The following is a 23,543-nucleotide window of genomic DNA, read 5'->3' as shown; positions in this document are numbered from 1 at the left end:
ACTTCGACCGGTGAGCCAGTACCTGAAGCTCAAGTATAGTCAATGATGGTAATGAGTTTGATCAGCAACAGATGCAGCGGATAGAACCAGTAGCCCCAGCGCCCGACGCGCCATACCTGACGTTGCAGCTGCAGGCGCAACAGCCCGAGGCCGAGCGGGGCCGACAGCAGTGCGGCGCCCAGGGCCATGACTGAAATGGCCTGCAGCGGATGGGCGCGCAGCCAGAGGTTGCTCAGGTTGGCCGCCACCGCCAGGCCTGCAGGTAGCAGCCACGCTAGCGGGCCCAGGCGCAGGGCCAGCAGGAATGCCGCCGGCAGCAGCACCCCGGCCAGCCCGTACATCAACCCGTCGGCTGCCAGCGTCGCCACCACAGCTGTTGCCAGGGCAACCCACACACTGCTGCGCCGACCGTGATGGTGCAGGCCCCAGGCAATCAACAGGCCCAGCGCCAGGGTCGGCATGATGTTGAGCGTCGGCGACGGGCCGTTGAGCCAGCGATACGGCCACTGCGACAGCACGGCAAAAATCACCAGCCCTTGCAGGTAGCGCGCCGTGCCCGCGGTAAAGGCCTGCCCGGGTGGGGCGCGGGCCACGTTGGCGGCAATCGCCAGGCAAAACCAGGGGAACGCCAGGCGGCCGACGACAAACAGCCAATGCTCGGCCGGCCAGATAAAACGCAGGTGATCGGCGATCATGCTGATGATCGCCAGCCACTTGAGCAGGTCCAGGCTGATGTGCCGCTGGGCGCCACGCTGCTCGCTCATGTCCGTCCCGGTCGGAAAAAGGTTAGCGAACAATGCCACAGGCACCTGCAGTTTGTCGGCTGGACTGGAAAAAGGTTGTAAACATGGATTACTGTATATGCATACAGCAACAACGAGTAACCATGATGACCGACTACGAAGAAGACTTCGCCGCACCGGATTCACCGACCCTGGTGGAAATGTGGAAGCATCAGGTGGTGCTGATGACCAACGAAGCCGAGTACCTCAACAGCGAACTGCTCAAGGCCCGGCAGAACATTGCCAAGCTGGTGGCGATCAATGCCGAGCTTGCCAAGCAGTTGCGCGGGGTGCGCAGCAGTTAAACCGGGCCCGGCCGAGCCCAGGGCAATCCCCGCGCCGATGAACATCGCCAGCGGCGGGTGATCACCCATTGCACCGCTGCAGCGGCGGCCTTGAGCTCCTGCAGGCAGACCACATCGGGCTGTTCGCGTTGCAGCCAGGCGAGCAGGCTGGGCAGCGACGGGCGGCAGCGCAGCCCGCAAAGCCTCAGACCACCACCGTCAGCGTTTGATCAACGAGATCTTCGTCCCTTCGATACTCACCCCGGCCATCAACCCCTGCTGGTCGAATACGAAGGCGTAGGCATCCTGCTTGAGGGTCGAGGTCGAGAGGTTTTTCGCCACGCCCTGGTCAACCAGCACCACGGTCGGCCCGACACCCACTTCCCAGCCTTTGGTGTCCTGGACGTACTTGACCGCCTTGTCGGTCATCAGAAACACCGCATAGGCATAGGACTGCGCCCCGGCCTGCAGGCCCCAGGAACCGGTGACCGAGTTGTAGTAGCCGGAGACCTTGCTGCCTTTGTACAGCACCCCTTCGCCATAACTGCCGCCAAACACCAGCCCGGCCTTGACCACTTTCGGGAACACCAGCACGCCCTTGGCCGTGCGTGACATGGTTTCAGCCAGCGGGTGGGCCTTGTAGAGGATTTGCAACGCCTGGCGGGCGTCTTTGTCGAGGTCTTCGGCGGTGGCGGCACTGGCGCTGTTGTTCAGGCCCACGGCGGCCAGGGCGACGAACGAAAGCACGAGGGCGAGGAGGATTCGCAATGGATGGTTCATGACGGTGCTCCAACACCGGCCGCTGCCGGCATTCAATGGATGACACACCTCAGGCTAAGCGCAATGGGCCAAGCGGTCTGTTCGCTAGCGTACAGACCCCGCCCCAACGCGCGCGGCACACTGGAGCTGTCAGCCTCAGCCCATACAAGGACATCATGGACAACTTCTGGCCCCGTGCCCTGATGCTGCTCAAGCGCCTTTCATGGCGATCCGCACCGCGTACTTTCGGCTACGAGGCGCTGCTGCGCGCGGAGCTGCTGAGCGCCGAACAAATGGCCAGCCATGGCACCCTGCTCGCCCGCCAGCACCGGCTGGACCCGACGCCCCGTGCCGATGGCCTTTTAGCACGCCTGGCCGACAATGAACGGGTCCTGGCCAGCAGTTGCGCACGCTTCATCGACGCCCAGCCCAGCAGCCGGCGAGTGACCCCCGCCGCCGAATGGCTACTGGACAACTACTACCTGGTCGAAGCCCATATCCGCCTGGCCAAGACCCACTTGCCCAAAGGCTACAGCCGCCAGCTGCCGCGCCTGGGCAACGGCCCGTCGACCGGCTTGCCGAGGGTCTACGACATCGCCCTGGAAACCATCAGCCACGGTGATGGGCGGGTCGACGACGAAAGCCTGAGCCGCTTCGTCGAGGCCTACCAGAGCGTCACCGCGCTGACCCTGGGCGAGTTGTGGGCGATTGCGATCATGCTGCGCCTGGCCCTGATCGAGAACCTGCGGCGCATCGCTGCGCGGGTCATGGCCAGCTGGGCCGACCGCAACCTGGCCAATGACTGGGCCGACCGCCTCAGCGAAACCGCCGAGCGCGACGCCAAAAGCGTGGTGCTGGTGGTGGCCGACATGGCCCGCTCCGAACCGCCGATGACCGCCGCCTTCGTTGCCGAACTTACCCGCAGGCTGCAGGGCCAGAGCGCAACCCTGATCCAGCCGTTGACCTGGATCGAGCAACTGCTGGCCGAATCCGGCCTGACCATCGAGCGCCTGGTGCACCTGGATGCCCAGCAACAGGCCGCCGACCAGGTGTCGATCAGCAACAGCATTGCCAGCCTGCGGTTGCTCTCGACCAGCGACTGGCGGGCCTTCGTCGAGCGCCTGAGCCACGTCGAGCGCCAGCTGCGCAACGACCCCGCAGGCGCCTACGCGCACATGGACTTCGCCAGCCGCGATCACTACCGCCACGTCATCGAGCGCCTGGCGCGGCATTGCCGGCACAGCGAGGAACAGGTCGCGCAACAGGCCATCGCGCTCGCCCAGCAGCGCGGCCAACCGCCGCCGGCAGCGGATGTCGCCGGGCATGTCGGCTTCTACCTGATCGGCCCGGGCCTTGAGCAACTGGAGCGCCACCTGGGCGCCGGTGTGCCGCTGGCACAACGCTGGCAGCGGCTGTTGCACCGCGCGCCGCTGGCGTTTTTTTTAACCCCGGTAGCACTGCTGTCGCTGGGCTTTGCCTGGCCCTTTCTGCTCGACGGCCATCGGGCCGGTTGGCCCGGTTGGGGCCTGGCACTGCTGGCCGTGGCGCTGCTGCTGATGACCAGCCGCCTGGCCATCGGCCTGATCAACTGGCTGGTGACCCTCACTGTTGCGCCGTGCCAGCTGCCGCGCCTGGACTACCGCGAAGGCCTGCCGGCCGAGGCCCGCACCCTGGTGGTGGTGCCGACGCTGATGGCCAGCAGTGCCGATGTCGAGGAACTGGTCGAAGGGCTTGAGGTGCGATTTCTCGCCAACCGCGACGAGCAACTGTACTTCGCCCTGCTCACCGACTTCATGGATAGCCCGGTCGAAGTACAGGAGCAGGACGCCGGCCTGCTGACCGAGGCCAGCGAACGCATCAGCGCCTTGAACCGCAAGTACCCGGCGTTGCTTGGCGAGCGTTTTTTGCTGTTGCACCGGCCGCGGCGCTGGAACCCCGCCGAACGCGCCTGGATGGGTTACGAGCGCAAGCGCGGCAAGCTGGCCGAGCTCAATGCGCTGCTGCGCGGGCACGGCGTTGAGCGCTTTGCGCTGATCGTCGGCGATATCGCGGCGTTGCCAGGAGTGCGCTATGTCATCACCCTGGACACCGACACTCAGTTGCCCCGCGATGCTGCCCGCCAGTTCATCGGCGCCATGCAGCACCCGCTCAATCAGCCGCACTTCGACGTCCAGGGGCGGATCCATCGCGGCTACGCCATATTGCAACCGCGGGTCGGCATCAGCCTGCCCAGCGCCGCCCGTTCGCGCTATGCGCGGCTGTTCGGCAGCGATGCCGGGGTCGACCCGTACACCCGCGCGGTGTCCGATGTGTATCAGGACCTGTTCCTGCACGGCTCGTTCATCGGCAAAGGCATTTACGCGGTCGATGCCTTCGAACAGGCGCTGGACGGCCGCTTTGCCGAGAACCGCATCCTCAGCCATGACCTGATCGAAGGCTGTTACGCCCATTCCGGGCTGCTCAGCGACGTGCAACTGTTCGAGGAATACCCGGCCCGCTACAGCGCCGACGTCAAGCGCCGGCACCGCTGGATTCGCGGCGACTGGCAACTGCTGCCGTGGCTGCTGCCCTGGGCGCCGTGCTGTAGCGGCTTGCAAAGCAACCACCTCAGCGCCCTGGCGCGCTGGAAGCTGTTCGACAACCTGCGCCGCAGCCTGGAGCCGGCGGCGTTCCTCGGTGTGCTGCTGTGCGCCTGGTTGATTGCCCCGCAACCGGGGCTGTGGACCCTGGCCGTGGTCGCCCTGCTGCTGACTCAGCCGCTGCTGGACAGCTTGCTCGCGCTGCTGGGCAAAACCACCGACGTGCCGCTGGCAGAGCACCTGCTGGCGGTGCTGCACGGCGCCGCCCAGCACGGCATACGCGCCACTTTCAACCTGGCCTGGTTGCCGTTCGAGGCCCATTACAGCCTGGATGCGATTGCCCGCACGCTGTGGCGCATGCTGGTGAGCAAACGGCGCTTGTTGCAATGGAGCCCGTCGCGGGAGGTCGAGCGCACCAGCGTCAACAGCCTGGCGGGGCTGTATCGCACCCTGTGGGTCGCGCCGGCACTGGCCCTGGCGCTGATCGCCGTGCTGGCGCCAACGCCGGGCCTGCTCGCCCTCGCCGCACCGTTTTTGCTGCTGTGGCTGGCTGGCCCGGCCCTGGCCTGGTGGGTCAGCCGCGCCGACAGCGGCGCCAGCCAGGCCATCTCGCCCCAGGGCGTGCAGTTTCTGCGCTTGCTGGCCCGGCGCAACTGGGCTTTTTTCAACCAGTACGTCAATGCCGAAGATCGCTGGCTGCCACCGGACAACATCCAGCAAGCGCCTTACGCCAACGTCGCCCACCGCACCTCGCCGACCAACATGGGCATGGCCCTGCTTGCCCACCTGGCCGCCCATGACTTCGGCTACCTGGGCAGCGCGCGCCTGCTGCAGCGACTGGCGGCGATGCTACAGAGCATGCACAGCCTGGAGCGTCACCAGCAGCACTTCTACAACTGGTACGACACCCGCAGCGGCTTGGCGCTGCACCCCTTGTATGTATCGACGGTGGACAGCGGCAACCTCGCCGGCCTGCTGCTGACCTTGCGCCCCGGCTTGCTGGCCCTGGGCGATGCGCCGCTGCTCGATGGGCGCCTGCGCCAGGGGCTGCTGGACAGCCTCGATGTGCTGCTGCAAGCCTACAAGGCGGCGGGTATTGACGATGAGCAATGGCAGGTGCTGCGCGCCGAGCTCGAGATCAACCCAGCACCGCAGCAACTGCCGGCGCTGCTGCAACAGCTGCTCGACTGCCCGCTGTCGCCAGCCGAGCCCAGCGGCGATTGCGCCTTCTGGCGCGCTGCGCTGCAGGAGCACTGCCAGGACCTGCTCGATGAATTGCGCGCCTTCGCGCTGCCTGCTGGCGACGACCCGGCAGCGCAGCTACCGATGAGCTGGCGGCAACTGGCGCAGCTCGACGCCCTGCGCTGGCCGCCAGCCGAGCGCGCGCGGGTTAATGCCGTGCGCAACCTCGCTCGCGAGCGTATCGCCAGCGCGGCGCACCTGGCCGAACAGGCTGGCGCCCTGGCCAACATGGATTTCCGTTTTCTATACGATCTGCAGCGCGACCTTTTCGTGATCGGCTACAACGTCGACGAACAACGCCTGGACAGCGCCTTCTACGACCTGCTGGCCTCGGAAATGCGCCTGACCAACTTCGTCGTCATTGCCCAGGGCCAGGTGCCTCAGGACAGCTGGTTCGCCCTTGGCCGCCTGCTCACCAGCAATGCCGGTGAGCCGGTATTGTTGTCGTGGTCGGGGTCGATGTTCGAGTACTTGATGCCGATGCTGGTGATGCCCTCCTACCCGGGCACGCTGCTGGAGCAGTCCTGCCGTGCGGCGGTCAACCGGCAGATCGCCTACGGCAACCAGCTGGGCATCCCCTGGGGGGTTTCGGAGTCGGCCTACAACAGCCTCGATACTCACTTCAACTACCAGTACCGGGCCTTCGGCGTGCCCGGCCTGGGTCTGAAGCGCGGCTTGGGCGAAGACCGGGTGGTGGCGCCCTATGCCAGTGCCCTGGCGCTGCTGGTGGCGCCCGCAGCGGCCTGCGCCAACCTCCAGCGCCTGACCACACAGGGGGTTGCCGGGCGCTTCGGGCTTTATGAGGCGGTGGACTACAGCGAAGCACGGCTGCCGCCCGGGCAGGAGGCGGTGGTGATCAAGTCGTTCATGGCCCACCACCAGGGCATGAGCCTGCTTGCCCTGACCTCATTGCTGCTCGATCGCCCGATGCAGCGGCGTTTCGAGTCCGACCCGCAGTTCCAGGCCAGCGCTCTGCTGCTGCAGGAGCGCGTGCCGAAGACTGCCGCCGCCTACCTGCACGCCGCCCAGGCCCCGGTCAGCGAAGACGCCAGCGCAGGCGAGCAACAGTTGCGGGTGTTCACCGAGCCCAACCGGCGCTGCCCGGCCGTGCAACTGCTGTCCAACGGCCGTTACCACGTGATGGTCAACAACGCCGGCGCCGGTTACAGCCGTTGCAACGACCTGGCCGTGACCCGCTGGCACGAGGATATCGCTAGCGATAGCCTGGGCATCTTCTGCTACCTGCGCGATGTTGCCAGCGGTGCGTTCTGGTCCACGGCGCACCAGCCGACCCTGTACCGGCCACAAAGCCAGGAGGCGATCTTCAGTGACGCGCGGGCCGAATTTCGCCTGCGCGAACGCGACATCGATTGCCACACTGAAATCATCGTCTCGCCCGAGGACGATGTCGAACTGCGCCGCCTGCACCTGACCAACCATGGCCGCCAGCGCCGCCAACTGGAGCTGACCAGCTACGCCGAGGTGGTGCTGGCCCCGGCGATCAGCGATGCCCTGCACCCGGCGTTCAGCAAGCTGTTCGTGCAGACCGAGCTGCTGCGCCCGCTGCAGGCCATTGTCTGTAGCCGCCGGCCACGTTCGCAGCAAGAACCGGTGCCATGGCTGTGCCACCTGCTGGCCGCCCATGGTGTGGACATCGAAGCGCTCTCGTACGAAACCGACCGTGCCCGCTTCATCGGCCGTGGCCGCACGCTCAAGGCCCCGGCGGCGTTGCTGCCTGAGGTTGAGCGGTTGTCCGACAGCGCCGGGGCGGTGCTCGACCCGATCGTCGCCATTCGCTGCCGGATCAGCCTTGATCCCGGGCAGAGTGCGACCATCGACCTGGTCACCGGCATCGCCCCAAGCCGCGAAAGCTGTCTGCAGCAGATCCACAAGTACCGCGACCGGCACCTGGCAGACCGGGTCTTTGACCTGGCCTGGACCCACAGCCAGGTGCTGCTGCGCCAGCTCAACGCGTCCCTGGCCGATGCGCGGCTGTTCGAGCAGATGGCCGCCTCGGTGATCTATGCCAACCCGTCGCTGCGCAGCGAAAGCGCAGTGCTGACAAGCAATCGGCGTAACCAGCCCGGGCTCTGGGGCCAGGCGATTTCCGGCGACCTGCCGATCGTGCTGGTGCAAATCAGCGACCCGGCCAACATCGAACTGGTGCGCCAGATGGTCCAGGCCCATGCCTACTGGCGGCAGAAAGGCCTGAGCCTGGACCTGGTGATCTGGAACGAAGACCAGGCCGGCTACCGCCAGCAACTGCAGGAGCTGATCATGGGCCTGGTGACCTCGGGCAGCGAAGCGGCGCTGCTCGACCGCCCGGGCGGGATCTTCGTGCGCCCGGCCCAGCAGTTGTCCAGCGAAGACCGCACGCTGATGCTCAGCGTCGCCCGCCTGGTGCTCAGCGACAGCCGTGGCAGCCTCGCCGAACAGGTACAGCAACGGCGCAGCGAGCACGCCTTGGCGCGCTTCGAAGCCAACCCCGGCAGCCTGGCGCAGGCGCCGGTACGGCCGGGGCCTAGCGTGCAGCCAGGGCTGCTGATGGAAAACCCCTACGGCGGTTTCAGCGCCGATGGCAGCGAGTACATCATCAATCACCGCCCGGGGCAGCCGACGCCGGCGCCCTGGGTCAACGTGCTGGCCAACCCGCAGTTCGGCTCGGTCATCAGCGAAAGCGGTGGCGCCTACACCTTTGGCGACAATGCCCATGAGTTTCGCCTGACGCCCTGGCACAACGACCCGGTCAGCGACCCCAGCGGCGAGGCCCTGTACCTGCGCGACGAAGACAGCGGCCGCTACTGGTCGCCAACCCCGCAGCCGTGCCCTGGCCAGGGCAGCTACCGCACCCGCCACGGCTTTGGCTACAGCGTCTTCGAGCATGACGAGGACGGCCTGCACAGCGAGCTGTGGGTATTCGTCGCCCTCGATGCGCCGGTGAAGTTCTCGCGCCTGAAGCTGCGCAACACCTCGGGCCGGCCGCGCCGGTTGTCGGTAACCAGCTATGTGGAATGGGTGCTGGGCGACCTGCGCAGCAAGACGGCCATGCACGTGGTCAGTGAGGCCGACCCGTTCAGTGGCGCGCTGTTTGCGCGCAATGCCTACTCCATCGAGTTTTCCGCGCGGGTGGCGTTCCTCGACAGCGACCTGGCCGACCGCAGCCTCAGTTGCGACCGCCTGGAGTTCATTGGCCGCAACGGCAATCTTGGCGCGCCGGCAGCCATGGGCCGGGCGCGGCTCTCCGGGCGCAGCGGCGGTGGCCTGGACCCTTGCGCAGCGCTGCAGGTGGCGCTGGAACTGGCCGACGGTGAAAGCCAGGAAGTGGTGTTCCGCCTCGGCGCCGAGCACGACGCCACCGCCGCCACCCGCCGGGTGCAGCAGTACCGTGGGCTGCGCGCGGCAGCGATCGAGCTGGAACGGGTGCGCGCGCACTGGCGCGAAGTACTCGGCGCCATCCGCATCGAAACCCCGGAGCCGGCCCTGAATGTACTGGTCAATGGCTGGTTGATGTACCAGGTGATTGCCTGCCGCTTCTGGGCGCGCAGTGGTTTTTACCAGTCCGGTGGCGCCTTCGGGTTCCGCGACCAGTTGCAGGACAGCATGGCGATGATCCACGCCGAGCCGGCCGCGGCGCGCCAGCACCTGCTGCTGTGTGCCAGCCATCAGTACCGCGAAGGCGACGTCCAGCATTGGTGGCACCCGCCGCTGCAGCGCGGCGTGCGCACCCGTTGCGCCGACGACATGCTCTGGCTGCCCCTGGCCACCAGCCGCTATGTGCAGGTGACCGGCGACCTCGGCGTGCTCGATGAACAGGTCGGCTATATCGAAGGCCGCGCGCTGAACCCTGGCGAGGAGTCCTACTACGACCTGCCGAACCGTTCGGCACTCACCGAGAACCTCTACCAGCATTGCCAGCGGGCGCTGCAACACGGCCTGCAGTGCGGCGTGCATGGCCTGCCGCTGATGGGCAGCGGCGACTGGAACGACGGCATGAACCGCGTCGGCGAACAGGGCCTGGGCGAAAGTGTGTGGCTGGGCTTTTTCGGCGTCGAGGTGCTGCAGCAGTTCGCCCGCACCGCCCAGCGCCAGGGTGACGGCCCGTTCGCCGAGGACTGCAACAGGCGCGCCGCCACCCTGCGTGGCAATCTCCAAGCCCATGGCTGGGACGGCGGTTGGTACCGCCGCGCCTATTTCGATGACGGCCAGGTGCTGGGTTCGGCGAGCAATGAAGAATGCCGCATCGACTCCATCGCCCAGAGCTGGGCAGTGCTCTCGGGCGCCGCCGCCCCTGAACGGGGCCGCCTGGCCATGGAGGCGCTGGACCGTTACCTGGTGCGCCGCGACATCGGTATCGTCAAGCTGCTTGATCCACCCTTTGACCAGGGCAGCCTGGACCCCGGCTACATCAAGGGTTACGTGCCCGGCGTGCGTGAGAACGGCGGCCAGTACAGCCATGCCGCCGTCTGGGCGAGCATGGCCTTTGCCCGCCTGGGCGACGGCGCCAGGGCCTGGGAACTGCTGCGCCTGATCAACCCGCTGCGCCAGGGCAGCGCCGAGCGGATCGACACCTACAAGGTCGAGCCGTACGTGATGGCCGCCGATGTCTATGGCGCGCCGCCCCATGCCGGGCGCGGCGGCTGGAGCTGGTACACCGGCGCCGCCGGCTGGATGTACCGGCTGATCGTCGAGTCACTGCTGGGCTTGCAGCGCAGCGGCGAGACCTTGAGCCTGCAACCGCTGCTGCCGGTCGAATGGCCGGGCTACGTGCTGCACTATCGCTATGGCGCCAGCCGCTACCGCATCGAGGTGCACCATGCGGGCGCGGGCGCGTTGAGCCTGAGCCTGGATGGCCAGCCCCTGGCCGACGGCGTGGTCAGGCTCGTGGATGACGGTCAAACCCACCAGATCAGCGCGCATTGCCTGCCGGCCACTGCCAGCCTCCCCTAGCCTGCGCGGATAGGAGTACCCTGAGGCCAGACAGCTCTCGTCTGCCATCGGTGGCTCCGTATGCCCGCATCACCCAAGCCACAGGTCAGGCCACAGGACAATCACCTGCTGGCGGCCCTGCCGACAACCGCGCTGGAGCGCCTGCTGGTGCACCTGGAACTGATCGCCCTGCCGCTGGGCAAGGTGCTTTATGAGTCTGGCGATGCCTTGCGCCACGTCTACTTCCCGACCAATGCCATCGTCTCGCTGCTGTACGTGATGGAAAACGGCGCCTCGGCGGAGATCTCCGTGGTCGGTAACGAAGGCCTGATCGGCGTTGCCGTATTCATGGGCGGCGAAAGCACCCCGAGCCGCGCCATCGTGCAGAGCGCCGGCCACGCCTACCGCCTGCCCGGCCAGCGCCTGAAAGACGAATTCAACCGCCACGGCGAGCTGCTGGTGCTGATGCTGCGCTACACCCAGGCGCTGATCACGCAGATGGCGCAGACCGCGGTGTGCAATCGTCATCACTCGATTGACCAGCAACTGTGCCGCTGGCTGCTGTTGTCGCTGGATCGGCTCAAAGGCAACCAGCTGACCATGACCCAGGAGCTGATCGCCAACATGCTCGGGGTGCGCCGCGAAGGCGTCACCGATGCCGCCGGCAAGCTGCAGCGCCTGGGCGTGATCGAGTACAGCCGCGGGCATATCAAGGTCCTTGATCGGGCGCGCCTGGAGCAGTTGAGCTGCGAGTGCTACGCGGTGGTCAGAAAGGAAACCGAGCGCCTGCTGCCGTATCTACCGACCCGGCCGCAGGCGTGAACCCGGCGCGGAGTACATTTGTACTCCACTAGTGGAACGGGAAGATATAGTTCATCCACGCCGCCATGCGCAGGAGGATCTTGCGCATGGTGGCGATGTGCGGAAAGTGCTTGCTGTACAGCGCCGCCTGGCCATAGGCACCGCCGGGCATCTGCGCGCTGTACTGGGCGTACGCCGGGTCGTCGATTTCAATGATGACCGGCACCCGCCCGGGTGGCGGTGAACCGGTGTAGCCGATCAGGGTGCCGGACGGCTGCACCTGGCCCTCGGCGATCACCGCGATGACGTTCTTGACCTTGCCACGGAAGACCTTGCCCGGAATGCCGTCGAAGGCCACTTCCGCCTCATCCCCGGGCACCAGGCGCAGCAGGCTGTTCTGGCGCATCCAGGCAGCAAAGTACTGGCCTTCCTGGGGAATGAACACCATCGATGGGCGCAGCGGCAAGGCGCTCGCGCGCATCCCGGTGCGCAGCGACACATGGGTGACATAACCCTTGCTCGGCGCCCGCACCACGGTGCTGTCGAGTTCGAACTGGGCGTTGTCCAGTTGCGCCTGCAGGTCATCGACCTGGGCGATGGCCGCTTCCTGCTCGCGGCGGGTACCGAAGTTGCGCTTGATCAGTTCGTTGATGCGGTACAGATCGCCCCGGGCCGCAACGATCTGCGCCTTGAGCGAGCGCACCCGGTACTCGAACGGCGCCGGATCGATGCGAAACAGCACATCGCCCTTCTCCAGCGGCTGATTGCCTTTGACCGGCACCTCGATCACCTGGCCGGTAACCGCCGGGATCACCGGCACCGAGACGAAGTAGGAACGCGCCACTTCCGAATACGGGTGGTTGTAGTTCATGGTGAAGATCAGCGCGCCGATCATCACGATGCCCCCCAGCACCGCCGTGGGCACTGTCCACTTGTTCAGGGGGATGCGAAACAGCTTGAAGATCGCCACGCAAATGGCCGCGTAAGTGAGGATCAGCAGCAAGTCCATGCTCAGTGCCCTCCGTTGCCATCGTCGTGGCCGGGCGCAGGCTCGGCGGGCGCTACGCCTTCGAGGCGGGCGATGCGTTGCTGCAGCTCGGCGACCTGTTGTTCAAGGCGCATCACGTGGTTTTGCGGCGACTTGCCATCGCGAAAGCCCCAACCGCGATCTTCGCGGTAGAGCATTGCCCAGATCCACAGGAACGGCCACAGCGCATGCAGGGTGAACAAACTGACCCAGCCGGTGGCGTGGATCGCATCCTGGTGCGGGTGGTTGCGGTGTACGGCGATTTCATAGGGAATGTCGTGCAGGACGATGATCCCGTAGAACAGCACCAGGCCGACAAAAATCAAAATACCCAACGCGAAGTAATCAAGCATGTTCGCTTTCCACCGCAGCCAGGGGGTCCGTGCCAGCAGTGTAGTTCACCTGTAGTGTTTTCAAGGCCGTGTTGACCGTTGGTCGCGCCAGCCGGCGTGGGCAGAGCACGCTGATCTAGGCTCAGTTCACGCTCGACAGGAGGCCGCTCCATGTCATTGGCTGAAGAACAGAAAATCGCCCGCAGAAGAGAAACGCTGCTGTTCCTGTTTCTGATCGTCTGCCTGTTCCCCTTGATGTCGGTCGCCATCGTTGGCGGCTACGGTTTTCTCGTCTGGTTTTTCCAATTGCTGTATGGCCCACCCGGCCCTCCCAACGGCTAGCCGAGACTGCCGGAGCCCGCCCATGGACGACGTTCTGCACATTGCCAGCCTGGTGGTACATGCCCGCCCCGAACTGTTCGAGGCGGTGAAGGCCAACCTGCTGCTGCTCGACAACCTCGAACTGCATCAGCACAGCCCCGTCGGCAAGCTGGTGGTGGTGCTCGAAGCCCACCATGAACAGCAGATCCTGCAGCGCATCGAGCAGATCAACAACCTGCCCGGGGTGCTCAATGCCGCGCTGATTTACCACGAACTCCTCGCCCCAGAAGGAGACTCACCATGAGCATGACCCGCCGTGAATTTGCCAAGGCCCAGGCCGCCGCCATTGCCGCCGCCGCGGCGGGCCTGCCGATCTTCACCAGCGCCAGCAACCTGGTGACCGAAGCCGACCTGGTGACCCTGAACTGGAACAAGGCGCCCTGCCGCTTTTGCGGCACCGGTTGCAGCGTCATGGTGGCGACGCGCGACAACCGCGTAGTGGCCACTCACGGCGACGTCAAAGCCGAGGTCAATCGCGGCCTGAACTGCGTCAAAGGCTATTTTCTGTCGAAAATCATGTACGGCAATGACCGCCTGACCCAACCGCTGCTGCGCATGCGCAATGGCCAGTACCACAAGCAGGGCGAATTCCAGCCGATCAGCTGGGAAAAAGCCTTCGACATCATGGCCGAAAAGTACAAGCAAGCGCTGCACAACAAAGGCCCGGAATCGATCGGCATGTTTGGCTCCGGGCAATGGACGGTGTGGGAAGGCTACGCCGCCAACAAACTGATGAAGGCCGGCTTTCGCAGCAACAACATCGACCCCAATGCCCGCCACTGCATGGCTTCGGCGGTGATGGGCTTCATGCGCACCTTCGGCATGGATGAACCCATGGGCTGTTACGACGACATCGAGGCCACCGATGCCTTTGTGCTGTGGGGCTCGAACATGGCCGAAATGCACCCGATCCTCTGGAGCCGGGTCACCGACCGGCGCCTGAGCCAGCCGCAGGTCAAGGTCGCGGTGCTGTCGACCTTCGAACACCGCAGCTTCGACCTGGCCGACATTCCCATGGTGTTCAAGCCGCAAACCGACCTGCTGATCCTCAACTACATCGCCAACCACATCATCGAAAGCGGCGCGGTGAACAAGGACTTCATCAGCAAGCACACACGCTTCGCCCTCGGCGCCGACGACATCGGCTACGGCCTGCGCTCAAGCGATCCACGCGAAGCCAAGGCCAGGAACGCCGACAAGGCCAACACCTGGAGCGACATCGATTTCGAGCAGTTCGCCGCCTTTGTGCGGCCCTACACCCTTGAGCGCGCAGCCACCGAATCGGGCGTGCCGCAAGAGCGCCTCAAGGCGCTGGCCGAGCTGTATGCCGACCCCAAGCGCAAGGTGGTGTCGTTCTGGACCATGGGCTTCAACCAGCACACCCGCGGGGTGTGGGCCAACAACCTGATCTACAACATCCACCTGCTCACCGGCAAGATCAGCGAGCCGGGCAACAGCCCCTTCTCGCTCACCGGCCAGCCCTCGGCCTGTGGCACCGCCCGCGAGGTCGGGACCTTCTCGCACCGCTTGCCGGCCGACCTGGTGGTGACCAACCCCAAGCACCGCGCCAGCGCCGAAAAAATCTGGAAGCTGCCCGCCGGCACTATCCAGGAGAAAGTCGGCTTTCATGCCGTGCAACAGAGCCGCATGCTCAAGGACGGGGTGCTCAACGTCTACTGGACCCAGGCCAGCAATAACATGCACGCCGGGCCCAATATCATGCAGGAAGTGCTGCCGGGCTGGCGCAAGCCGGACAATTTCGTGATTGTCTCGGACGTTTACCCCACGGTGTCGGCCCAGGCTGCCGACCTGATCCTGCCCAGCGCCATGTGGGTAGAAAAGGAAGGCGCCTATGGCAATGCCGAACGCCGCACCCAGTTCTGGCATCAGTTGGTGACCGCCCCGGGCGAAGCACGTTCAGACCTGTGGCAACTGATGGAGTTTTCCAAGCGCTTCACCACCGACGAGGTCTGGCCTGCCGAGTTGCTGGCCAAGGCCCCCGAGTACAAAGGCAAGACCCTGTTCGAAGTGCTGTACAAAAATGGTCAGGTCGACCAGTTCCCGGTCGAGCATCTGCAAGCCGGTTACCACAACGATGAAGCCAAGGCCTTTGGCTTCTACCCGCAAAAGGGCTTGTTCGAAGAGTACGCACAGTTCGGCCGCGGCCATGGTCACGACCTGGCCGCATTTGATCGCTACCACAGCGAGCGCGGCCTGCGCTGGCCGGTGGTCGACGGCCAGGAAACCCGCTGGCGCTACCGCGAAGGCCTCGACCCGTACGTGGAGAAAGGCAGTGAAGTGCAGTTTTACGGTTACCCGGACAAAAAGGCGATCATCTTCGCCCTGCCCTACGAGCCGCCGGCCGAAGCACCGGATGCCGACTACCCGTTCTGGCTGAGTACCGGCCGGGTGCTGGAGCATTGGCACACCGGGAGCATGACCCAGCGCGTTGAAGAATTGTACAAAGCAGTGCCCGATGCCCTGGTGTACATGCACCCTGACGATGCCAAGGCCCTGAATGCACGGCGCGGCAGCGAAGTGAAACTGATCAGCCGGCGCGGCGAGATTCGCGCGCGCATCGAAACCCGCGGGCGCAACAAGCCACCGCGCGGCCTGGTGTTCGTGCCGTTTTTCGATGCCAACAAGCTGATCAACAAAGTCACCCTGGACGCCACCGACCCGATCTCCAAGCAAACCGATTACAAGAAATGCGCCATACGCATCGAGCTGATCAGCGCGGCCTGAGGAGAACCGTCATGCCCATTCGCAGCCTGCCTTTGCTGCTGTTCGCGGTCATCGGCCTGGTGGTCGCCGCCGAAGTCGACTACCCCCTCGATGCCCCCGGCCCCGATGGCCGGCGCCCGGGCGGCACCCTGACCCAGAGTTTGCCGGCGCCGCCGCTGGCCAACGACGAGAACAAGGACCTCAAGCGCGAACGCAATTACCCCGACCAGCCGCCGACCATCCCCCACACGATTCGCGGCTATCAGGTCGACCTCAACGGCAACAAGTGCCTGTCCTGCCACAGCCGCGCCAACAGTGCGCGCAGCCAGGCGACCATGATCAGCATCACCCACTACATGGACCGCGACGGCCAGGCGTTGGCGGCGGTATCGCCACGGCGCTACTTCTGCACCCAGTGTCATGTGCCGCAAAAAGAGGTGCAGCCACTGGTGGGCAACAGCTTCGAAACCATCGACAAGCTGCTGCAAGACGACGCCAACGCCGCGCAAAAACCCTGAGGAGGCGCCATGCGAGCACTGTTCGGGCTACTCAAGCAATACTGGGGCATTCTCTGGCGGCCCAGTGTCTACTACAGCCTGGGCTTTCTGACCCTCGGCGGGTTCGTCGCCGGGATCATCTTCTGGGGCGGCTTCAACACCGCCCTGGAGGTGACCAACACCGAGAAGTTCTGCACCTCCTGCCATGAGATGCGCGACAACGTCTTTGTCGAACTCAAGGAGACCATTCACTACAGCAACCGCTCCGGGGTACGCGCCAGTTGCCCGGATTGCCATGTACCGCACGAATGGACACACAAGATCGCGCGCAAGATGCAGGCGTCCAAGGAAGTCTGGGGCAAGATTTTCGGCACCATCGACACCCGCGACAAATTCCTCGCGCACCGCCGTGAACTGGCCGAGCACGAATGGGCGCGGCTCAAGGCCAACGATTCGCGCGAATGTCGCAACTGCCACAACTTCGAGTTCATGGATTTCACCCGCCAGAGCAAACGCGCCGCAGCCATGCACTCGACCTCGCTGGCCAGCGGGCAGGCGACCTGTATCGATTGCCACAAGGGCATCGCCCACAAACTGCCGGACATGCGCGGGGTGCCGGGTTGGTAGCCGCTGCCTCATCGCGGGTCAAGCCCGCTCCTACACACCGGACCTGTGGGAGCGGGCTTGACCCGCGATGAGGCCGGTGCAGCCAACTCCCGCAGTGGGTAAAAAATCCGCAGCCCCGCGCCAGCGCCGACTATATTGAGCTAGTCCCCGCCCGCAGCCAGAGCGCGCGCCATGCTGGATACCCATCAGTTGATCATCTGCGAACATTGCGACTGCGTGTACCAGAAAGTCAGCCTCGGCAAACATCAGAAGGCCCTGTGTCAGTGCTGCGGCGCCGTGCTGCAGCGCTATAACGGCCTGAGCGTGCAGCAACGCCTGGCCCTGAGCGTCACCGCGCTGATCCTCTGGGTGTTCGCCAATTTCTACCCGATCATGAGCATCAGCCTCAAAGGCCTGCACAACAGCGCCACCCTGTGGGACTCGGTGCGGGCCCTGGCCAATGGGCCGATCACCTTTATCGCCCTGGTAGCGGCGATTTCGATCATCATCGCCCCGGTGTTCCAGTTGCTGCTGTTGATCTGGGTGCTCGGCTTTGCCCTGGCCGGCGGCCGCGCCCCGGGCTTCAGCCTGTGCATGCGCTGGCTGGAAACCCTGCGCCCGTGGAGCATGCTCGAAGTCTGCCTGCTCGGCGCCATGGTCGCGGTGTTCAAGCTGGCCGGCATGCTTGATGTGCTGCCGGGCATCGGCCTGCTGGCACTGGCGGCCCTGAGCCTGTTGATTCTGCGCATCGCCGGGCGCGATATCCGCGAGCTCTGGGACCTGCTGCCATGAGCCGCCCACCGCGCGCCGCCGAGCTCAACCTGGTGCTCTGCCATGCCTGCGGCATGGCCTGCGACAACACTCATCAGCCGCACGAATGCGAACGCTGCGGCGCGCCGCTGCATGCGCACAAGCCCGATTCGCTGACCCGCACCTGGGCCTACCTGGTCGCCTCGCTGGTGCTCTATATCCCCGCCAACCTGCTGCCGGTGATGAACACCACGCTGTTCGGCAGCGGCGCCGACAGCACCATCATGAGCGGCGTCATGGAGTTCTGGGAGCATGGCGCCTGGGACATCGCCCTGATCATCTTCATCGCCAGCATCGCTGTGCCGGCGACCAAGTTCGTTGCCCTCGCCCTGCTGCTGGTCACCGTGCAGCGCCGCAGCACCTGGGCGCAGACGCAACGGGCGCGCCTGTACCGCTTCGTCGAGCTGATCGGCTACTGGTCGATGCTCGATGTGCTGGTGGTCGCCCTGGTGGCGGCGCTGGTCAAGTTCCAGGCCCTGGGCGATATCGAACCGCGCCCGGGCATTCTGTTCTTCGGCATGGTGGTGGTGCTGACCATGCTTGCGGCAATGAGCTTCGACCCTAGACTGATCTGGCAGCACGACAAGGAGCAGGCCGATGACTGATACCCGCCAAGACAGCCCCCAACCCGGCCAGCCCGGGGTCAAGACCCGGCGCTTCAGCATCTCGCTGGTGTGGATCGTACCGCTGGTGGCGGTGCTGGTGGGCTTGTCGCTGGTGGTCCATAACGTCATGCAGCAAGGCCCGACCATCGAGATCACCTTCAAGACCGGCCAGGGCCTGGAGGCCAACAAGACCGCGGTCAAGTACCGCAACGTGGTGATCGGCCAGGTCACCGCAGTGGAGTTGAGCAAGGACCAGAAGAGCGTCACCGCCACGGTCAAGCTGGTCAAGCAGGCCGACAATTTTACCCGCGAGGACTCCAAGTTCTGGGTAGTGCGCGCGCGCATCGGCGCCGGCGGCGTGTCGGGCATCGATACCCTGCTGTCCGGCGACTTCATCGGCGCCGATTCCGGCGAATCTCACACCCGCGCCAAGGCCTTCGTCGGCCTCGAATCGCCGCCGCCGATCACCTACGGCGAGCCCGGCAAGCGCTTCTTCCTGCACGCCAGCGACCTCGGCTCGCTGGGGGTCGGTTCGCCGGTCTACTACCGCAAGATCCCGGTCGGCCAGGTGGTCGCCTATAACCTCGACGAGAACGGCAAAGGGGTGAGTATCGAGGTGTTCATCAACTCGCCCAACGATGCCTTCGTCACCGACAACACGCGCTTCTGGAACGCCAGCGGCGTCGATGTCGAGGTCGGCGCCAACGGCTTTGCCTTTCGTACCGAATCGCTGTCGTCGGTGATTGTCGGCGGCATTGCCTTTCGCGCCCCCGACTACAGCCCCGATGACCAGGTGGCCGCCGAAGACCGCCAGTTCGAACTGTTCGACGACCGCGCCCGGGCCCTGTCGCCGCCGCATGGCAAGGCGCAGTACCTGAGCCTGCGTTTCGACCAGGCGCTGCGCGGCCTCAAGGTCGGAGCGCCGGTGGAGTTCCTCGGCGTCGAGATCGGCTCGGTGGTGTCGGTCAACCTCGATTTTGACGTCGACAAGCGCACCTTCCCGGTCAATGTCGGCATCGTCATCTACCCGCAACGCCTGGGCCGCGCCCACACCAAGCTGCTCAAGGCGCTGAACCACGACCCCGACGACGAAAAAGCCGCCGCGCAGTTGCTCGGCACCTTCGTCGACAACGGCCTGCGTGCCCAGGCGCGCAGCGGCAACCTGCTCACCGGGCAGTTGTACATCGCCCTGGATTTCGACCCCAAGGCGCCAAAAGTGGTGTTCGACCCGAGCGCCCGGCCGATTACCATCCCCACCGTACCGGGTAGCCTGGAGCAACTGCAGGAGCAGTTCCAGGCCATGGTCGAGAAGCTCAACCGCCTGCCGATCGAGCGCATCGCCAACAACCTCGACGCCAACCTGGTGGAACTGCGCAAGGGCCTGCAGCAGTTCAACAGCCGTACCTTGCCGGGCGTCCAGGGCACCTTGCAGGAGGTCAGCAAGACCCTGCAGTCGGCCAACTCGACCCTGGCCGAGGATTCGCCGCAACGCGAGCAACTGACCCAGACCCTCGACGAGCTGGGGCGCATGTCGCGCTCGCTCCGGGAGCTGGCCGACTACCTGGGGCGCAACCCCGAGTCGCTGCTGCGCGGCCGCCCCAAGGATGCACCCGCTGACGCATTGAAACCTTCGTCGCGCAACTGACCGCAGGAGCACACCCATGGCGCATGCCTTCAAGATTGCCGTGTTGAGCCTGGCCTTGCTGCTGGCCGCTTGCCGCAGCGACCCGATCCACTACCACACGCTGATCCCGCAGCAGCCGGCCGCGGCCAGCAGTGCCGATGTGCTACTGGAACAGGTCAGCGTGCCGCCGCAGGTCGATCGCCCGCAGGTGGTGATTCGCCAGAGCAACAGCAGCCTGGCGATCCTTGAGACCGAATGGTGGGGTGCAAGCCTCGCCGACGAGCTGCGCAACGCCCTGGTCAACCAGTTCGCCAGCAGCAGCGCCCAGCCACGCCTGGGCCTGCGCGTGGAAGTCCAGCGCTTTGACTCGGTGCCTGGGCAATACGCCCTGTTCGATGCCCGCTGGCGTCTGCGGGCCGCCAACGGCGGCGCGGCGCTCAACTGTCGCAGCGTGATCCAGACCCCGGCAGGCGCCAGCATCGACGCGCTGGTGCTGGCCCACCAGCAGAACCTCAAGCGCTTCACCGAACTGGTCAGCCAGGCGGCCAGCGGCGGCGCCAGTCGCTGCCCGGCGCTGCGCTAAAGCGCCGATTGCCCGCCCAAGGAGACGCCGATGGCCAACAACCGCCCCCTGCACCTGGGTACCGCCCGCGAACTGCTGGATGTGCTGATCCGCGCTGGCCTGATCGCGGTGCTGGTGATGTTCTGCTTCGAGATCTTCCGGCCATTCTTGAGCCTGATGCTCTGGGCGGTGATCCTGGCGATCACCCTCTACCCGCTCAACCAGCGCCTGGGCAGCTGGCTGGGTGGCCGCCCTGGCTGGGCCGCGGTGGTGCTGGTGATTATCGGCCTGGCCTGCCTGATCGGGCCGTTGAGCCTGCTCGGCACCTCGGTGGCCGACACCGTGCAGCAAGGCATCCACGGCTTTGAGGACCAGCGCATCGAAATCCCGCCGCCGCCGGACAACGTGCGTGACTGGCCGCTGATCGGCGCACCGCTGTACGGTATCTGGGCCCATGCCAGCAGCGACCTGAGCTGGGCGTTGTCGCAGGTGGCCCCGCACCTCAAGGGCGTGAGCAAGACCTTGCTGACGCAACTGGCCGGGATCGGCTCGGGCATCCTGGTGTTCGTGGTTGCCCTGGTGGTCGTCGGGGTGATCATGGCCAAGGGCGACAATGGTCAGCGCACCGCCAAGGCCATTGCCATGCGCATTTCCGGGCCACAGCGCGGCGAGCAACTGGCCGCGCTGTGCACCGCGACCATTCGCGCCGTGGCCCAGGGCGTGGTCGGCATTGCCTTTGTGCAGATGCTGCTGGTGGGCATCGGCCTGGTGGTCATGGGCGTGCCCGCGGCCGGGGTGCTGGCGCTACTGGTGTTGCTGCTGGGCATCACCCAGCTACCGGTGCTGCTGGTGACCTTGCCGGTGGTGATCTACGTGTTTGCCCATGACGGAGTCAGTGCCAGCACGGTGATCTTCGCCATCTGGACCCTGCTCGCCGGGCTGTGCGACAACGTCCTCAAGCCGCTGCTGCTGGGCCGCGGGGTTGCCGTGCCGATGCCGGTAGTGCTGATCGGCGCGCTCGGCGGCATGTTGACCAACGGCATCATCGGCCTGTTCATCGGCCCGGTGGTGCTGGCCGTGGGTTACGAGCTGTTCATGAGCTGGGTGGCGCAGCCGCTGGCCGCCGACAGCCCGGCCGAAGAGCCTGCACGGGAGCAGCCGGGCGCTTCGCGCAGCACCATGGACTAGACTTCAAGCACGGGGGGCTGGCAACACAACGCTACCGGAGGTACCCCATGAGCCAGTACCAACGCCTGTTCCTGATGGTAGGTTCCGACCAGCGCCACACCCCGGCGCTGGAGCGCGCCGCTGCCCTGGCCCACGCCACCGGCGCCACCTTGCATATCTGCGCCTTTGTCGACGAAATCGATACCCTCGGGCTCATGAGCGGTGACGAACACCGCCTCGATACGCTGATGCAGGACAACCACCAGTGGCTGGCCGATGAAGCGACCTTGCTGCACGAGAACGGCACTCGCGTCAGTACCGAGGTGATTCTCGCCCGCGATGTGCTGCAAGCGGCCCTGGCGCAAGTGGCCGAAATCGCCCCCGACCTGCTGATCAAGGACGTTCAACACGAGCCGCTGCTCAAGCGCCTGGTGGTCGCGCCGCTGGACTGGCAACTGCTGCGCGAATGCCCGTGCCCGGTGCACCTGGTCAGCGAGGTGCACTGCCCGCTGCCGCGCATCGTGATTGCCGCGGTCGACCCGACCCACCCCGAACACCCCCACGACGATCTTAACGAAAGCGTGATCAACGCCGCCGCCGACCTGGCCCGCCAGTGCAACGCCGAGCTGCACTTGTTGCACGTGTGCGACAGCGCCCACACTCACATGGCCGACTTCGGCGCCGGCACCGTGACCATGCCGGGCTTTGGCAGTGACGTGCGCAAGTCGATCCACAAGGCTTTCGAGCAGATGGCCGCGCGCCATGGCGTACCGGTTGAGCGCCAGCACTTTTTGTCGGCGCCGATCACCCGCAGCATCGCCGAGTTCATCGCCCACAGCCGCGCCGACGTGCTGGTGATGGGCAACCACCCGCGCAAACTGCTCGAGCGCCTGACCGGTAGCACCACCGAGCATGTGCTTGAACAGCGCTTGTGCAATGTGCTGGCGATCAGGGGGGCAGCGTGAGATAGCCTCAGCCTAGGCGCAGCCAGTCGATAAAACGCGCAAACAGTTCGGACTGGGAGTTGATCTCAAGCTTCAGGTAGAGGTTCTTGCGGTGCATGCGCACGGTTTCTGGCGAAATGCCCATTTCGCCGGCGGTGGACTTCACCGAGTGGCCGCGCAGGATCATCTGCGCCACCTGCCGTTCGCGCTCGGTCAGTTTGTTGCAGCCGAAGCTGTCGAAGGCGGCCTGGACGCTGCCCTGGCTGGCCGCTTCACTGCCGAGCTCAAGGCCATGCTGGGCAAAGCGGCGGATCAGTTCGCGGATCATCGGCTCGACCGCCTGCAACACGTGCAGTTGCTCGACGCTCAGGCTGCTGCCGCCACAGCCCTGGAACAGGCTCAGGGATATTTTGCTGTGCGGGTCGATGTCGACGATGTAGTAGCTGTCTTCGCTGCAGCCGGTGCCCAGGTAGTAGGTCTTGTAGTAGTCGCTGTCGAAGAAGTGGTCCGGGGCGATGTCCTGCAGGTGGTAAAAACCCTGGGCCAGGCCTTTTTCTACCGCCAGGCAGAACGGGTCGAGCAGGTAGCCGGCACTGAAGTAACGGTTGAGGATGGCGTCGCGGTGACGCTCGGGGATGCCCTGCTGGTACAACAGTTGCGGTGGCTGGCCTTGGCGCTCAAGGCTGATCATCATCGACTCGACCGCCACCAGTTGGCTCAGGGCGGCGGCGAGGCTTGCCAGGGCGTCGGCCTCGCCGCTGCGGGCAATGGCATGCTGCAGCGCCGCATGCCAGTGCTGCAGGGCTGAGAACGACAGGCAGATCGGGGTGTCGGCAGTGGCTCGGGTCATGCCCGGCAGTCTAACCCGCCGGGGGGCTGCGATGCAGCCCA

At 65.5% G+C, this 23,543-nt stretch carries 20 protein-coding genes; 14 read left to right on the top strand and 6 right to left on the bottom strand.

Annotated features, from left to right (window positions below; translation table 11 throughout):
• Positions 1 to 29: 29 nt before the first annotated feature.
• Positions 30 to 764 (bottom strand): conjugal transfer protein TraX, encoded by a 735-nt coding sequence (locus tag LOY54_RS12725; protein ID WP_258610589.1) that lies wholly within the window; start codon positions 762 to 764, stop codon positions 30 to 32.
• Between the two features lie 122 nt (positions 765 to 886).
• Between LOY54_RS12725 and LOY54_RS12720 the strand changes: the two genes are divergently transcribed.
• Entirely contained in the window at positions 887 to 1,087 is a 201-nt protein-coding gene (locus tag LOY54_RS12720; protein WP_258610588.1) for a hypothetical protein, read from the top strand.
• On the opposite strand, the gene LOY54_RS27625 is transcribed toward LOY54_RS12720, so the two are convergent.
• Together LOY54_RS27625 and LOY54_RS12715 are read right to left on the bottom strand one after the other, a co-directional pair.
• Positions 1,084 to 1,275: an endonuclease/exonuclease/phosphatase family protein gene (locus tag LOY54_RS27625; RefSeq protein WP_408980591.1), complete on the bottom strand. Its 192-nt coding sequence runs from the start codon at positions 1,273 to 1,275 to the stop codon at positions 1,084 to 1,086. The genes LOY54_RS12720 and LOY54_RS27625 overlap by 4 nt on opposite strands.
• 10 nt (positions 1,276 to 1,285) lie before the next feature.
• Positions 1,286 to 1,846 (bottom strand): YSC84-related protein, encoded by a 561-nt coding sequence (locus LOY54_RS12715; RefSeq protein ID WP_258610587.1) that lies wholly within the window; start codon positions 1,844 to 1,846, stop codon positions 1,286 to 1,288.
• Between the two features lie 155 nt (positions 1,847 to 2,001).
• Between LOY54_RS12715 and LOY54_RS12710 the strand changes: the two genes are divergently transcribed.
• Complete coding sequence (locus tag LOY54_RS12710) at positions 2,002 to 10,593, top strand: GH36-type glycosyl hydrolase domain-containing protein (protein WP_258610586.1); 8,592 nt, start codon at positions 2,002 to 2,004, stop codon at positions 10,591 to 10,593.
• Between the two features lie 60 nt (positions 10,594 to 10,653).
• Positions 10,654 to 11,394, top strand: coding sequence for a Crp/Fnr family transcriptional regulator (locus LOY54_RS12705; RefSeq protein ID WP_093383161.1), 741 nt, complete (start codon positions 10,654 to 10,656; stop codon positions 11,392 to 11,394).
• Positions 11,395 to 11,422: 28 nt separating this feature from the next.
• Here LOY54_RS12705 and LOY54_RS12700 read toward each other — a convergent pair whose 3' ends face one another.
• Together LOY54_RS12700 and LOY54_RS12695 are read right to left on the bottom strand one after the other, a co-directional pair.
• Entirely contained in the window at positions 11,423 to 12,382 is a 960-nt protein-coding gene (locus LOY54_RS12700; RefSeq protein ID WP_258610585.1) for an HlyD family secretion protein, read from the bottom strand.
• A 2-nt stretch (positions 12,383 to 12,384) separates the two neighbouring features.
• Positions 12,385 to 12,753 carry a DUF3302 domain-containing protein gene (locus LOY54_RS12695; RefSeq protein WP_258610584.1) on the bottom strand — a complete coding sequence of 123 codons (369 nt, stop codon included), beginning with the start codon at positions 12,751 to 12,753 and terminating at the stop codon, positions 12,385 to 12,387.
• A 150-nt stretch (positions 12,754 to 12,903) separates the two neighbouring features.
• On the opposite strand from LOY54_RS12695, the gene napE reads away from it, so the two are divergent.
• The 11 genes from napE (at position 12,904) to LOY54_RS12640 (ending at position 22,673) form a co-directional block, all read left to right on the top strand.
• Positions 12,904 to 13,074, top strand: coding sequence for a periplasmic nitrate reductase, NapE protein (napE, locus tag LOY54_RS12690; RefSeq protein WP_093383168.1), 171 nt, complete (start codon positions 12,904 to 12,906; stop codon positions 13,072 to 13,074).
• A 22-nt stretch (positions 13,075 to 13,096) separates the two neighbouring features.
• Positions 13,097 to 13,357 carry a chaperone NapD gene (locus tag LOY54_RS12685; RefSeq protein ID WP_258610583.1) on the top strand — a complete coding sequence of 87 codons (261 nt, stop codon included), beginning with the start codon at positions 13,097 to 13,099 and terminating at the stop codon, positions 13,355 to 13,357.
• A complete protein-coding gene (gene napA, locus LOY54_RS12680) occupies positions 13,354 to 15,858 on the top strand; it encodes a nitrate reductase catalytic subunit NapA (RefSeq protein WP_258610582.1) in 2,505 nt (834 codons plus the stop codon). The genes LOY54_RS12685 and napA overlap by 4 nt, the downstream gene beginning before the upstream one ends.
• A gap of 11 nt (positions 15,859 to 15,869) precedes the next feature.
• The gene (locus LOY54_RS12675; RefSeq protein WP_093383174.1) at positions 15,870 to 16,355 is read left to right on the top strand and encodes a nitrate reductase cytochrome c-type subunit; all 486 of its coding nucleotides are present in this window, start codon (positions 15,870 to 15,872) and stop codon (positions 16,353 to 16,355) included.
• A 9-nt stretch (positions 16,356 to 16,364) separates the two neighbouring features.
• Positions 16,365 to 16,961 carry a cytochrome c3 family protein gene (locus LOY54_RS12670; RefSeq protein WP_045198838.1) on the top strand — a complete coding sequence of 199 codons (597 nt, stop codon included), beginning with the start codon at positions 16,365 to 16,367 and terminating at the stop codon, positions 16,959 to 16,961.
• 171 nt (positions 16,962 to 17,132) lie between these two features.
• The gene (locus LOY54_RS12665; RefSeq protein ID WP_045198836.1) at positions 17,133 to 17,732 is read left to right on the top strand and encodes a paraquat-inducible protein A; all 600 of its coding nucleotides are present in this window, start codon (positions 17,133 to 17,135) and stop codon (positions 17,730 to 17,732) included.
• On the top strand, positions 17,729 to 18,355 hold the full coding sequence (locus LOY54_RS12660) for a paraquat-inducible protein A (protein ID WP_258610581.1): 627 nt from the start codon (positions 17,729 to 17,731) through the stop codon (positions 18,353 to 18,355). Before LOY54_RS12665 ends, LOY54_RS12660 begins: the two co-directional genes overlap by 4 nt.
• On the top strand, positions 18,348 to 20,000 hold the full coding sequence (locus LOY54_RS12655) for an intermembrane transport protein PqiB (protein WP_195883956.1): 1,653 nt from the start codon (positions 18,348 to 18,350) through the stop codon (positions 19,998 to 20,000). The genes LOY54_RS12660 and LOY54_RS12655 overlap by 8 nt, the downstream gene beginning before the upstream one ends.
• A gap of 16 nt (positions 20,001 to 20,016) precedes the next feature.
• Positions 20,017 to 20,562 (top strand): PqiC family protein, encoded by a 546-nt coding sequence (locus LOY54_RS12650; RefSeq protein WP_258610580.1) that lies wholly within the window; start codon positions 20,017 to 20,019, stop codon positions 20,560 to 20,562.
• 30 nt (positions 20,563 to 20,592) lie between these two features.
• A complete protein-coding gene (locus LOY54_RS12645) occupies positions 20,593 to 21,729 on the top strand; it encodes an AI-2E family transporter (RefSeq protein ID WP_258610579.1) in 1,137 nt (378 codons plus the stop codon).
• A 47-nt stretch (positions 21,730 to 21,776) separates the two neighbouring features.
• Positions 21,777 to 22,673 (top strand): universal stress protein, encoded by an 897-nt coding sequence (locus LOY54_RS12640; RefSeq protein ID WP_258610578.1) that lies wholly within the window; start codon positions 21,777 to 21,779, stop codon positions 22,671 to 22,673.
• Between the two features lie 7 nt (positions 22,674 to 22,680).
• Here the strand turns inward: LOY54_RS12640 and LOY54_RS12635 are convergent, their stop codons facing one another.
• Positions 22,681 to 23,502, bottom strand: coding sequence for a helix-turn-helix transcriptional regulator (locus LOY54_RS12635; RefSeq protein ID WP_258610577.1), 822 nt, complete (start codon positions 23,500 to 23,502; stop codon positions 22,681 to 22,683).
• Positions 23,503 to 23,543 lie beyond the last annotated feature (41 nt).

It is taken from the genome of Pseudomonas sp. B21-032 (genome assembly GCF_024748965.1).
GTDB lineage: Bacteria > Pseudomonadota > Gammaproteobacteria > Pseudomonadales > Pseudomonadaceae > Aquipseudomonas.
The sequence above is the reverse complement of the archived record's forward strand: the minus strand, read 5'-3'. Positions and strand labels throughout refer to the sequence as shown.

Coding starts and splice junctions, on each gene's coding strand:
- LOY54_RS12705 (WP_093383161.1), top strand. CDS start 10,654: ATGCCCGCATCACCCAAGCCACAGGTCAGGCCACAGGACAATCACCTG.
- napE (WP_093383168.1), top strand. CDS start 12,904: ATGTCATTGGCTGAAGAACAGAAAATCGCCCGCAGAAGAGAAACGCTG.
- LOY54_RS12635 (WP_258610577.1), bottom strand. CDS start 23,502: ATGACCCGAGCCACTGCCGACACCCCGATCTGCCTGTCGTTCTCAGCC.
- LOY54_RS12675 (WP_093383174.1), top strand. CDS start 15,870: ATGCCCATTCGCAGCCTGCCTTTGCTGCTGTTCGCGGTCATCGGCCTG.
- LOY54_RS12655 (WP_195883956.1), top strand. CDS start 18,348: ATGACTGATACCCGCCAAGACAGCCCCCAACCCGGCCAGCCCGGGGTC.
- LOY54_RS12725 (WP_258610589.1), bottom strand. CDS start 764: ATGAGCGAGCAGCGTGGCGCCCAGCGGCACATCAGCCTGGACCTGCTC.
- LOY54_RS12710 (WP_258610586.1), top strand. CDS start 2,002: ATGGACAACTTCTGGCCCCGTGCCCTGATGCTGCTCAAGCGCCTTTCA.
- LOY54_RS12645 (WP_258610579.1), top strand. CDS start 20,593: ATGGCCAACAACCGCCCCCTGCACCTGGGTACCGCCCGCGAACTGCTG.
- LOY54_RS12665 (WP_045198836.1), top strand. CDS start 17,133: ATGCTGGATACCCATCAGTTGATCATCTGCGAACATTGCGACTGCGTG.
- LOY54_RS12695 (WP_258610584.1), bottom strand. CDS start 12,753: ATGCTTGATTACTTCGCGTTGGGTATTTTGATTTTTGTCGGCCTGGTG.
- LOY54_RS12720 (WP_258610588.1), top strand. CDS start 887: ATGATGACCGACTACGAAGAAGACTTCGCCGCACCGGATTCACCGACC.
- LOY54_RS12670 (WP_045198838.1), top strand. CDS start 16,365: ATGCGAGCACTGTTCGGGCTACTCAAGCAATACTGGGGCATTCTCTGG.
- LOY54_RS12700 (WP_258610585.1), bottom strand. CDS start 12,382: ATGGACTTGCTGCTGATCCTCACTTACGCGGCCATTTGCGTGGCGATC.
- LOY54_RS12715 (WP_258610587.1), bottom strand. CDS start 1,846: ATGAACCATCCATTGCGAATCCTCCTCGCCCTCGTGCTTTCGTTCGTC.
- LOY54_RS12685 (WP_258610583.1), top strand. CDS start 13,097: ATGGACGACGTTCTGCACATTGCCAGCCTGGTGGTACATGCCCGCCCC.
- LOY54_RS12650 (WP_258610580.1), top strand. CDS start 20,017: ATGGCGCATGCCTTCAAGATTGCCGTGTTGAGCCTGGCCTTGCTGCTG.
- LOY54_RS12660 (WP_258610581.1), top strand. CDS start 17,729: ATGAGCCGCCCACCGCGCGCCGCCGAGCTCAACCTGGTGCTCTGCCAT.
- napA (WP_258610582.1), top strand. CDS start 13,354: ATGAGCATGACCCGCCGTGAATTTGCCAAGGCCCAGGCCGCCGCCATT.
- LOY54_RS12640 (WP_258610578.1), top strand. CDS start 21,777: ATGAGCCAGTACCAACGCCTGTTCCTGATGGTAGGTTCCGACCAGCGC.